The organism is Allomuricauda sp. TY007 (assembly GCF_010468565.1).
Lineage (GTDB): Bacteria > Bacteroidota > Bacteroidia > Flavobacteriales > Flavobacteriaceae > Flagellimonas.
The window spans coordinates 86120-98130 of the sequence record NZ_WUEG01000001.1 but is presented as its reverse complement, the minus strand read 5'-3'; the positions used below and the strand labels follow the sequence as shown (position 1 = coordinate 98130).

The window sequence follows — 12011 nt, the reverse complement described above, 5'->3', positions numbered from 1 at the left end:
CATTTTTTTGATGAAAATGATGGAAAGCATTGTTATTATTGATAAATTTGATGGCATACAACACAATTTAGAGCGATTCTAAATTAAGTAAAAAACGAGATCAGGTTGAAAACAAACATGAAAAATATCGCTAGAGGTTCGTATGACGAAATTTGGGTCGAGGACGGGATTTACATCCTCAAAATCCAGAACGATACCCAAGAACCAAAACTGATAGCACGGGATATTGACAGTTCCTACATTCAATTTCACTTTTGTTTAAAGGGGAGGTCAAAATTTAATTTTAACGAGGGCAACTATTATTTGGAGGTGAACGAGGAAAACTCTTTGTTACTTTATAATACCCAAAAAGATTTACCGCTCGATTTAGTGGTGTCGCCAGGGTCTTGGCTGCTCTCGGTGGTGATGACCATCAGAAAATTCCATTCTTTGTTTTCCGATGAAGCGGATTACATTCCATTTTTGAGTGAGGAAAACAAGGAGAAAAAGTATTATTCCCAAGAAATGGTGTCACCAGCAACAGCAGTTGTATTGAGCCAGTTGATGAATTTCAACCTTCATCCATCCATCAAAAAATTGTACTTGAAAGGCAAGGTATACGAATTGATTTCCCTGTATTTCAACAAAACAGAAGATGCCGATTTGGAACAATGCCCTTATTTGGCAGATGAGGACAATGTGCGCCGGATTAGGATGGCCAAGGAAATTATGATTTCCCGCATGGCGGAGCCGCCAACCTTGGCCGAATTATCGCAAGAAGTGGGGTTGGGCCTTAAAAAATTGAAAGAAGGCTTCAAACAAATCTATGGGGATTCCGTTTTTGGATTCTTGTTCGATTATAAAATGGAATATGCCCGCAAAATGTTGGAAACGGGCAAACACAATGTGAACGAAGTTGGGTTGAAAGTGGGGTACAGTACCGCCAGTCATTTTATTGCTTCCTTTAAAAAGAAGTTCGGCACTACACCAAAAAAATACTTAACTTCAAACGTCTAAAACCTATGACTATGAGATTTACTGTCCTGTTACTAACTTTTTGCTTTGTAGTTTGTGCCTGTGCCCAAGAGGAACCCGAAAAAGAAGATGAAAATGTAAAAATGCCGGAATTGGTGATGGTATTTACCAAAACCGAAGGCTGGAGACATAAATCCATTGAAAAAGGAGTGCAAACGCTAAGAGAACTTGGCAGACAAAATGGCTTTGTTGCTTTGCAAACCGAGTCAGGTGAAGACTTTACTTCCCAAAACCTTCAAAACTATAAATTGGTGGTGTTTTTGAATACAACTTTGGACGTATTGAACGATGCACAGCAAAGAGCATTTGAAGCGTATATCAAAGGAGGGGGTGCTTTTTTAGGGGTTCATGCAGCGTCAGACACCGAATATGATTGGCCTTGGTACGGAAAGTTGGTAGGGGGTTATTTTGTGAGCCATCCCAACGACCCCAACGTCCGGCAGGCAAAAATTGATGTGGTGAGCAAGGCGCATCCGTCCACGGAGCACTTACAAGATTCCTGGACTAGAACAGATGAGTGGTACAACTTTAAGGATTTAAATCCAGACGTTACTGTTTTGCTCAATTTGGACGAGACCACTTACGAAGGCGGAACCAACGGCTCCAACCATCCTATTGCGTGGTATCACGAGTTTGATGGTGGAAGGGCTTTTTACACCGCAGGAGGTCATACCGAAGAGTCGTATGATGAACCTATGTTTCGCCAGCATCTTTTGGGAGCCATTGAGTGGTGCCTAAAACGAAAGTAAGGTCGGTCTTGCCACTATGATTCCAATATTACTTTTGATATTTTTCAGATAATCCGCCAAGGGCAATTCGGAGATTTCCACTTCACCATTTTTGCTGGAGGCGTGCAATAAATGCAATCTGCCGTCCGGTTGATGGATGGCGATTCCCGTGTGGGTGACGTCCAAACCTTTAATGGAGGTGGCCAAGGCAAGAATGTCCCCCGACTTGATGAGGTGTTCCTTGCTTTCGATTTGATCCTGTGGCAGATAGCACAATTTTTCCTTGGCGATTTCTTTTTCCACCGCCAGCATAGCCTCAAAATTTTCATCACTGGCCAAAAATGGATACAGATTGCGGTGCGTCCCCATAAAATTGATGGGTTTTTCCAGCTCCACGCCACCCAGTTCGGCAGTGATGTCCTCTACCAGCCCTTTTTTCTCGTTGTTGCGAATCCATTCCGTAAAGTAATGTAGACGAGAGGGGTACCCTTCTAAATTCCCATTTCTATACCGAACGGTTTCCAAGTTTTCAGTGAAATTTTGAAAATCTTTCTGCTGTTTTTTTAACATGATGCTAAAAGCCAGTACGTTTTCCACAAAAGTGGTACAATCCAATCCACCAAAATTGACTACCAAGGTTTCCGTGTCGCCGACCTCAAGCGTTTTTTCCACGTAGGGAGTCCCCAAAAAAGACTGCCCTACCAAAGAAATAGTATCTCCTAAATTAGCTGCCTTGGTTTTTTCCAAATCGGAGATTTTGGTCTCAAAAATCGACTTGTCCTCGGGAGAGCATGTGATTTGCTGGGCATGGGCATAGGATGCCAACATCAAAAAAACAGCAACTATCTTATTCTTCATTATTATCATTTTTATGTTCAACCGTCAATCGGGTGGTTCTAGCAATGCTTTCTGGATAATTCTCTTGTAAATATTCAATAAGCTTCTCACGTACATGCACCCGTAAATCCCAACCGGTGGGCGAATCCTTGGCGCTTACAAGGGACCGAATCTCCACATAATTGGGTTTGGTATCGGTAACTTGAACCACATTCACCTTACCGTCCCACAGATCCGTATTGTTTAAAATTTCTGTTTGTGCTTCCCGGATTTTATCAAACGGAACATTATAGTCCACATATAAAAATATGGTCCCAAGCAGTTCAGAGGAAGTTTTGGTCCAGTTTTGGAACGGTTGGTTTATAAAATAAGGCGTGGGCACGATCAAACGCCTTTTGTCCCAAATGCTCACTACTACATAGGTAAGCGTAATTTCTTCGATGCGGCCCCATTCACCTTCCACGATTACCACATCATCCAGTTTTATGGGCTGGGCAATTGCAATTTGAATTCCCGCTAAAATGGTCCCTATAAATTGTTGTGCAGAAAAACCAATAATGATTCCCGCAACCCCCGCAGAGGCAAAAATACTGATGCCCACTTCGCGGATTTCTTCAAAACTCATCAGCATAAAGCCAGTGGCCAATAGAATTATGATGAAAATAAAAATACGTTCCAAAATAGTGAACTGGGTATAGACCTTTCGTGCCTTTAAATTGTCCGCGACTCCAATGTCATAATTTTGAATGACTGCCTTTTTTATGATTTTGAGCAAAGCGATCATTACCCATGCCATGGCAAAAATGAAGAGAATGGTACTTGCTTTTTTAAACCAATAGGCTGCATCCTCCAAGTTCAAAATATCACGCAGGGCCTTCATTCGAAGTAATACCGAGATAAAAATCAACACGAGAGGAAGAGCCAACCGTTTAAAAGCACTTTTGGGCAATAGATATTTTGGGTTTTTGCCCAAACGCTTCATTAGGACTGATGTACCCCAATAGAGAATAATGAGCACTAGCAGTGCTATGCCCAAATAGATGAGTGATTCCTTGGAAACATTGTCGTAGAAAGACTCCATACCCAAAAATAAGATAGAAAAGTTCAAGTAGGGAATATTGCTTAAACAAAATCGAGAAACATTATTTCATCATAAGAAAGTATTTTGATGTGGAAAAGGCGAAGTCCACTTCGTGTTGTATTTTAGCGGACTAAATAGAAAAGCCGTGAAAAAAGGAGTTTTATTGGTCAATTTGGGTTCGCCGGATAGCCCTACCGCCAAGGATGTTAAGCCATACTTGGATGAATTTTTGATGGACGAACGCGTTATAGATGTTAATCCCGTGCTTAGAAACATTATCGTTCGGGGCATTATTTTAAATACCCGTCCCAAAAAATCCGCAGAGGCCTATTCCAAAATTTGGTGGGAGGAAGGCTCCCCCTTAATCATCCTTTCCGAAAGATTCACCGAAAAAGTTCAAAAACATACGGACCTTCCCGTGGCCCTTGGGATGCGTTATGGTTCTGGGTCCATTAAAGAAGGTTTACAAGAATTGAAGGAGAAAGGAGTGGATGAGGTTTTCTTGGTGCCTTTGTACCCGCATTATGCCATGTCTTCCTACGAAACGGTGGTGGTGAAAGCGTTGGAGGTACAACAACAGGAATTCCCAGAGATGCATATTACTACATTACCAGCGTTTTACAGCAATCCCGATTACATCAAAATATTATCAAAAAGTATTGCCGAAGGCCTTAAAGGTTTTGATTACGACCACATCCTATTTTCCTACCACGGAATTCCCGAAAGGCACATCAAAAAATCGGACCCGACCAAGTTCCATTGCCAACTGAACGGGGAGTGCTGCAAGACCAATTCCGTGGCACACCATACCTGTTACCGCCATCAATGCTACGACACTACGGAGTTGGTTAAAAAAGAATTGAACTTGCCAGAGGACAAGGTCAGTACCTCATTTCAATCCAGATTGGGGAGCGACCCTTGGCTTCAGCCATTTACAGATAAGGAGTTTGAAAGATTTGGTAAAAAAGGAATCAAAAAATTGGCGGTAATCACCCCGGCATTCGTAAGTGATTGTTTGGAGACCTTGGAGGAAATCGCCATGGAGGGGAAGGAGCAGTTCCAAGAAGCAGGCGGAGGCGATTACATCCACATTCCATGTTTGAACGACCGTGACGATTGGGCCGAACTGATGGCCAAATGGATCAAGGAATGGGAAGAAAAAGATGTATTGCCCGAAACCAATATCCGTTAAACTCCGTATAAAGAAGAGAATAAAAGCTGCTATGAAAATTGAAAACATGGAGCAAGAGCTCCGACCCCTGCGCGAGCAACTCAAAAACCATCCATTGTATGCCCAATTGGATTCGGTGACGGACATCAAAATCTTCATGGAGAGTCATGTCTACGCGGTATGGGATTTTATGTCGCTCCTAAAAGCCTTGCAGCAGCACTTAACTTGTGTGGGTCTACCTTGGCATCCGGCTAGGGATACGTCCGTGGCTCGTTTCATCAATGAGATTGTGTTGGAAGAAGAGAGCGATTTCAATGAAAAAGGAGAGGCCAAAAGTCATTTTGAGATGTACATGGATGCCATGGAAGAAGTAGATGCTGACACCCAAAAAGCTGAAGCAATCATTTCATCTTTTACGAATCTAAAGACTATTTCAAGCCAAATTGAAACGGCTGAACTCCATCAGGCTGAAAAGAACTTTTTGCAGTTTACCTTCGGGGTCATCAACAGTGGACAACCACATCTTATTGCTGCTGCGTTTACCTTTGGTCGCGAAGACCTGATTCCGGATATGTTCTTGGGCATCATCGAACAATCTGGAGCAGGCAAATACAGAAAACTGGAGTATTATCTCAAAAGGCATATCGAATTGGACGGGGACGAACATGGTCCCTTGGCCATGCGAATGATTCAGGCCCTTTGTGGTTCCGATGAGCAAAAATGGGGCGATGTTTTGGAATACAGCAAGCAGGCGCTCCAATACAGAATAGAGTTTTGGGACAGTATTGCCGAAAAACTGAAAGAGAACAAAGGGAATTTGGTGAATGCGTTGTAGTTTTGAACAATATTTTACCATTCACTTTAATAGCAAATCCTAAGAATACCCGCTGGCATGGCCAAAATCACCTCTGATGAACTTGGGCAGGAACCCATTGGAAAATTACTGATCAAACAGGCCGTACCCGCTTCGATCGGTATTCTGGTGATGTCCTTGAACGTACTGGTGGATTCCATTTTTGTGGGAAACTGGATAGGTTCCATCGCCATAGCTGCCATTAATGTGGTGCTGCCTGTTTCGTTTTTTATTGCAGCCTTGGGAATGGCCATAGGTATTGGTGGTTCCAGTATTATTTCAAGAGCGCTTGGTGCGAATAATAGGGAAAAGGCCCTAAAAACTTTCGGGAACCAGATTACCCTCACTTTAGTGGTTACCATTACCATGGTGGCCCTTGGACTTTACTTTGTCGACAGCCTGATTCCCGCCTTTGGGGGAAAAGGCTCCATTTTTGAGCCCGCTAAGATTTACTACACCATTATTTTATACGGAGTACCCTTTCTGGCGCTCTGTATGATGGGCAATTCCGTCATCCGTGCGGAAGGCAAGCCTCGTTTTGCGATGATTGCCATGATCATTCCATCTGTGGGAAACCTATTGATGGATTATATTTTTATTTATGTGTTTGATTGGGGCATGCATGGAGCCGCTTGGGCCACTACGGTGGGCTATTTGCTCTGTTTCCTTTATGTGTTTTATTTTTTTCTATCGGATAATTCAGAGTTAAAGATTGACATCTCCCATTTCGGGTTAGATCGGCCCATTCTTCGGGAAATCGGTTCGTTGGGATTTGTGACCTTGGCCCGACAGGCCGTAACCAGCATCACATACTTATTGATGAACAATATATTGTTCAATTTGGGTGGCGAGGCGATGGTGGCGGTATATGCCATCATCGGTAGAATGTTGATGTTCGCCCTCTTTCCTGTTTTTGGGGTTACACAGGGTTTTTTGCCCATTGCCGGCTATAATTATGGTGCGGTTAAGTACGATCGGGTGAAGGAATCCATCTATACGGCCATTAAATATGCGGCATTGGTTGCCACAATTGTATTCGTGGTGTTGATGGTTTTTCCTTCGGAAATTGCCTCCTTGTTTTTGAGTAACCGGCCCGAATTATCCGCAGAAGAAATAGCGACCAACAATTTTGTACTGCAACATACCCCCATGGCCATGCGTTTGGTTTTTGCTGCTACACCGATTATTGCCATACAGTTGATTGGGGCCGCCTATTTTCAGGCTATCGGCAAAGCCATTCCGGCTTTGTTGCTCACTTTGACCCGTCAAGGATTCTTTTTTATCCCTTTGATCTTGATACTTCCCAATTTTATGGGAGAAATAGGGGTATGGCTCTCATTTTGTATTGCCGATGTGCTTTCCACAGTGGTGACGGGCTTCTTTCTCAAAAAGGAAATCGACACAAACCTTCAATCGGGATCAGGTACGTCGCAGGACTAGTCATTTCCAAGCCTTTTTTATGTTGCTTCATTGGGGAAGGATCTGAATGATTTTTCCGTTTTCTTCATCCGTAAGCATGTACAATTTGCCATCTGGGCTTTGTGCTACTTTTCTAGAGCGAACCCTTTCGTCCAGAAATAGTTCTTCGGCACTTTTGATTGTATCCCCAACAATGTGAAACCGCCATAAGCTTCCCCGCGAAAGCCCTGGGACAAGTAGGTCGTTTTTCCACTGCGGGAACTCATCACCTGTATAAAAGCAAAGTCCGGTCGGTGCTACGGTATGGTGCCAGAACCACGTAGGCGAAGTGAATTCGACGCCATCCAATTGAGGGGGCTTGTAATCCTCACTTCGCAAACGCCCTGTTGTACTATTGGGCCAACCATAATTGCCCCCTTTCTTTAAAATATTGATTTCATCTCCTTGGATGGTGCCATGCTCCGTAAACCAAAAAGAACCTGTTTCAGGTTGAAGTGCAATCCCTTGGGTGTTTCTGATACCCATGGCAAAAATGCTCGGAACGGTACCTTCGCCATAATCAGGATTGTCTTCCGGGATACTTCCATCCAAGTTGAAGCGATGGATTTTGCCCCTGGGATCTTTTGCGTCCTGTGCAATGGGCAACGCGGGTTCGTCGTGCTCCCAAAAAAGCCGCTCGCCCACGGTGAGGTAGAGTTTGTTGTCCGTGCCTATGGCCATTCCCCCACCATAATGGTAATTGATGTACGTATAGGGTTCGGCCGCCAAAATGGTTTTTAAATCGAATAAAGAGTCGTTTTCCAGTTGGGCCTGGACAAATTTTGTGGTTTTGCCCACTCCTTTCTTTTTGGCTGCGTAGGAAAAGTAAAGTTTGTGGTTCTCCTTAAAATCTGGATGAAGCAGAACATCAAAAATTCCAGAGTTGTCACCAATATGGATGGCACCGATGCTATCCGTTAGGTCTTCTGGAAAACCCTTAATGATTTTCTTGGTTTTATTTTGAAGGTTTACCTTGACCATGTCCCCGTTCTTTTCAGTGACCAGGGCTTCGTCATCGTTTATAAAAGCAATGCTCCAAGGACGGTTCAATCCTTCAAAAACAATTTTTTTCTTGGGCAGAATGGGGTTTTTTGTGAGTTCTGTCCGACCATTGTTCTTACACCCGATCAAGAGGATGATAATTGGAAATAGATAATATCGCATGGAATAGATTTTGCCCCAAATGACCTAAGATTACCTATCAAATGCTTTAAAAATCATGATTTTTAAAACGTTTTTTAATTAAGATAGACCGTTTTGCTTCTTGAACTGTGAAGGGGTCAGGCCAGTAAAAGACTTAAAGGCCAAATTAAACGAGGTTACATTTCCAAAACCCGAATCGTATGCAATGGACACCATTTTTTCATCTTTTCTTTCCGATGAAACTAAAAGCTTTTTGGCATTTTCAATTCGATAAAAATTCACGAATTCAGAAAAGTTCATCCTCTTGTTTTCATTTACTACTTGGGAGAGAATTCTGGGGGAGGTTTGCAAGGATTGGGCAACTTCGCTTAAGGACAGTTTAGGATTTAGATAAACTTCTTCCGTTTCAAAAAGAGCGACGATGGATTTCATCAAACCTTTGGACAAGGTAGTGTCAACAACGGAGCCGGTATATTTTTCAAGTGAAAAAGTATGATTGCGAAGCAAAAGAAAGGAGAACATATAGACCAAAAGGGTAAAAAAGAGCGCCCCGCCGATATAGAAGGGAATCAGTCCAGCGATGTTCCCAATATAAAAGGCCCAAATCAGTCCAACACCAATAACAAGATTGCGGTACCACTGATAAATCTTGGGTTGGGTACTTTGTGAGTTTTTGATCAATAGCCACATGGTCATGACCAAATACATCAAAAGATGGGCAAAAACGGCATTATAAATAAAGTAGGATATGGTATCCCCACGATTAGGTATGATCCAACAAAACAAGGTAAACAATAGGTAGGGTAAAAAATGAAGATATGTGGTCCAATGTAGTTCTTCACGTCTTTTAAACAAAACTTCACCGTACAGCCAAAGACTTGGTCCCACCAATAGAATCCCTGCAATACCAAGATTGCGCTGCCATGCCTCAAGGTCTAGGTACACATTCAAAATGGATTTGCCTATGCGAAGAATCAATCCCAATATGACCAATGCCAAGAATTGGTGAGCCAAACGATTCCCTTTTTTAAGTGTCAATAAATAAAAACACAGAAAGGAACCTTGGGCAATACCCAGACTGCATAGCACAAGTATTACAATGTTATTTTTCACGGATTAAAGATAAAAAGTTGAAATCATTATGCTACTTTCATTACTTTAGAAAACAAACTAACTAAACCAATGAGGAAATTAGTGCCAGTATTACTATGTGCGACAATGATTGTCGCCTGTACCGAAAAACCTGAAAAAAAACCTATGTACACCCTATTTGTTGGAACCTATACCGATGGCGATAGTGAAGGCATTTACACCTACACTTTTAATGCAAACACAGGAGAACTGTCCAATCAAAAACTGGCGGCCAAATTGACAAATCCATCTTATTTGGCCATTTCTGATGACAAAAAGAATCTGTATGCCGTCCAGGAGACCGCCGATTTTGATAGTTTGGGCGGAGGTGTTACCGCCTTTAGTTTGAACAAGGATGTTTTGGAACTTCAAAATAGTATGGGAACCCAAGGAGCGCATCCTTGTCATGTTTCCCTTTCAGGGGATGGGTATTTGGCCGTTGCCAACTATACCGGGGGCAATGTTTCCATATTTTCTCTAAATGAAGACGGCTCTTTGGCAGATAGCCCACAAGTTATTGATCATAAACCTTTGGATTCTGTAAAAACATCCCATGCACACATGGCACAGTTTAATGCCGATGGCCTCATGGTTACCGATTTGGGCCTGGATGCAGTGAAGCGATACAGTCAAAAGGACGGGGAGTTCGTTCCTGCAGAACAAAGCTCAATACCATTTGAAGATGGGGCGGGACCACGCCACTTTACCTTTGGTAAGAAAGGTCAATTACTATACGTAATCAATGAGTTGAACAGTACCATTTCCGTTTTTGAAAAAGCTGGGAACGGAAATTATCAAGAAGTCCAAGTGGTCCCCACTTTGGATGCTGGTTTTGACGGGGAAAGCTTTTGTGCCGACTTGCATTTATCTCCGGATGGCAAATTTTTGTACGGTTCCAATCGTGGGGAAAACACTATCGTAATTTTTGAAGTTGATGAGGACTCTGGTCAATTGGAATTGGTGGGGCGGGAATCGGTACATGGGGATTGGCCTAGAAACTTTTCCATGGACCCAACGGGTGAATTTTTGTTGGTCGCTAACCAAAAGACGAGCAACATTGCCATATTCAAAAGAGACACTGAAAATGGAACCTTGACCTTTTTAAATGAAGTAAAACATCCTAATCCGGTTTGTTTGGTGTTTTTAAATTAATCTTTTGAATTACAAAATTCATTTAATTTTTCTTGCGCTTCACTATAACCCAAATCCAAAGCTTTTTTCCACGCCAAGCAAGCATCTTTTATGTTGTTTTGTTTTTGCTGCATATTTCCAAGATTAAAATAAGCAAACTGATTTTTTGGATTAATTTTAAACACTTCTTCAAGGTTTAATTGAGCTTCATCGTAGTTTTCAAGTTCGATATTTGCAAATGCACGATTATTCCAGGACGTATCATTCTTTGGATTGATTTTTAATGCTCTGTCGAAATCTTCAATGGCACCTTTGTAATCACCAACCTCGTTTTTAGCATATCCTCTGTTGGAAAAAGCGATTTCACTCTCAGGATTAAGGTCAATGGCTTTATCCAAATCTTTTATAGCTTCTTTGTGTCTTCCCAAATGACTTTTCGAATAGCCTAAGTTAGCCCATGAAGCATCCTTTGTGGGGTCAAGTTTAATGGCTTGACTAAAATCTTTTATAGCTTCCTCCCAATTCTTTAATTCATTTTTGGCAACCCCACGATTATTCCAAGCAATGTCATTTTTTGGGTTTAGTTCAATAGCTTTATCTAAGTCTTCTATAGCTTGTTCATATTCGCCAATATCATTCTTTATAGACCCCAGCCATACTGTAATATTTGAGTCAGTAGGGTTCAGCTCTTTTGCCTTCGTAAATGAAAAAGCTGCATCTCTAAATTTTCCTTCTTCAAATTCATTCCTACCTTTCCAAAACCAATCTTCCCAGTTAAAATTCTCAATATTTTTTGGGGTCTCGGAAGCTGCTTTTACCTTTAACCTATCCTCAGGATTTAACTTGCTTGACTTTTGATTGAGTCCTTCTTTTTCCAAAGAAGTTCTCAGGTTTTCAATTTCTTCTACAGTTTTGATGGCTTGTTCATGATGTTTTTGCCATTTAGATTTTTCGTCATTAATTAATTGTTCACTAATATTTACAAAATCCAGCTGCAAATCCTCAATAGCCTTTTTTATGGGCTGCTCGGACTTTTTTACCACTTGTTCTCTTATCCATTTTTCCGTAACTATTTTATTCAATTTGGCATCTGATAATTCTTGAACTCTTTCAGTGAAAAAGTTATTTATTGAATTGGATAAATATTTCCAACCAAAAAATGTTAGTAAGGCAATGGATAGACCACCTAAAACCGAGATTAACCAAATAAAGTTAGTAAGTCTACCATCAATTTTTTCAAAATTAGAGTTACTTAATTTCTCATTCTCAATAAGAAGTTCTTTGATATGCTCATTACTCTTTTCCAATGTTCTATTTAAGTCATCGATCTCGTCTTCAAGCTGAATTATTTTTAATTCTTGAATAGAAATAGAATCTTTTTGGGCAAAACATAATAATGTGAAAAACACAAAAATGGTTAGTAGAAAATTAGTTTTCATAAAATGAGGTTAGTGTGAAGAGGAA

Annotated in this window: 11 protein-coding genes; 6 read left to right on the top strand and 5 right to left on the bottom strand. The window is 41.4% G+C overall.

Going from position 1 to position 12011, the window contains the following annotated elements; genetic code table 11:
* Positions 1-117 precede the first annotated feature (117 nt).
* Together GO009_RS00440 and GO009_RS00435 are read left to right on the top strand one after the other, a co-directional pair.
* Complete coding sequence (locus GO009_RS00440; protein WP_163624181.1) at positions 118-996, top strand: AraC family transcriptional regulator; 879 nt, start codon at positions 118-120, stop codon at positions 994-996.
* Positions 997-1007: 11 nt separating this feature from the next.
* The gene (locus GO009_RS00435) at positions 1008-1763 is read left to right on the top strand and encodes a ThuA domain-containing protein (RefSeq protein WP_163624180.1); all 756 of its coding nucleotides are present in this window, start codon (positions 1008-1010) and stop codon (positions 1761-1763) included.
* On the opposite strand, the gene GO009_RS00430 is transcribed toward GO009_RS00435, so the two are convergent.
* Positions 1749-2600 (bottom strand): N-acetylmuramoyl-L-alanine amidase-like domain-containing protein, encoded by an 852-nt coding sequence (locus GO009_RS00430; protein WP_163624179.1) that lies wholly within the window; start codon positions 2598-2600, stop codon positions 1749-1751. The two genes, GO009_RS00435 and GO009_RS00430, sit on opposite strands and share 15 nt — an antisense overlap.
* The gene (locus GO009_RS00425) at positions 2590-3660 is read right to left on the bottom strand and encodes a mechanosensitive ion channel family protein (protein ID WP_163624178.1); all 1071 of its coding nucleotides are present in this window, start codon (positions 3658-3660) and stop codon (positions 2590-2592) included. Before GO009_RS00425 ends, GO009_RS00430 begins: the two co-directional genes overlap by 11 nt.
* A gap of 145 nt (positions 3661-3805) precedes the next feature.
* On the opposite strand from GO009_RS00425, the gene hemH reads away from it, so the two are divergent.
* The 3 genes from hemH to GO009_RS00410 are packed head-to-tail and all read left to right on the top strand — an operon-like array spanning position 3806 to position 7124.
* Entirely contained in the window at positions 3806-4852 is a 1047-nt protein-coding gene (gene hemH / locus GO009_RS00420; protein WP_163624177.1) for a ferrochelatase, read from the top strand.
* 31 nt (positions 4853-4883) lie between these two features.
* Positions 4884-5666: a DUF3050 domain-containing protein gene (locus tag GO009_RS00415; RefSeq protein ID WP_163624176.1), complete on the top strand. Its 783-nt coding sequence runs from the start codon at positions 4884-4886 to the stop codon at positions 5664-5666.
* Positions 5667-5723: 57 nt separating this feature from the next.
* Positions 5724-7124 carry an MATE family efflux transporter gene (locus tag GO009_RS00410; RefSeq protein ID WP_163624175.1) on the top strand — a complete coding sequence of 467 codons (1401 nt, stop codon included), beginning with the start codon at positions 5724-5726 and terminating at the stop codon, positions 7122-7124.
* A 27-nt stretch (positions 7125-7151) separates the two neighbouring features.
* Here the strand turns inward: GO009_RS00410 and GO009_RS00405 are convergent, their stop codons facing one another.
* Together GO009_RS00405 and GO009_RS17880 are read right to left on the bottom strand one after the other, a co-directional pair.
* A complete protein-coding gene (locus GO009_RS00405; RefSeq protein WP_163624174.1) occupies positions 7152-8306 on the bottom strand; it encodes a sorbosone dehydrogenase family protein in 1155 nt (384 codons plus the stop codon).
* Between the two features lie 78 nt (positions 8307-8384).
* Positions 8385-9398, bottom strand: a complete 1014-nt coding sequence (locus GO009_RS17880) for an AraC family transcriptional regulator (protein ID WP_163624173.1) — start codon at positions 9396-9398, stop codon at positions 8385-8387.
* Positions 9399-9467: 69 nt separating this feature from the next.
* Between GO009_RS17880 and GO009_RS00395 the strand changes: the two genes are divergently transcribed.
* A complete protein-coding gene (locus GO009_RS00395) occupies positions 9468-10568 on the top strand; it encodes a lactonase family protein (RefSeq protein ID WP_163624172.1) in 1101 nt (366 codons plus the stop codon).
* Here the strand turns inward: GO009_RS00395 and GO009_RS00390 are convergent.
* Complete coding sequence (locus tag GO009_RS00390; protein WP_163624171.1) at positions 10565-11986, bottom strand: tetratricopeptide repeat protein; 1422 nt, start codon at positions 11984-11986, stop codon at positions 10565-10567. The two genes, GO009_RS00395 and GO009_RS00390, sit on opposite strands and share 4 nt — an antisense overlap.
* Positions 11987-12011 lie beyond the last annotated feature (25 nt).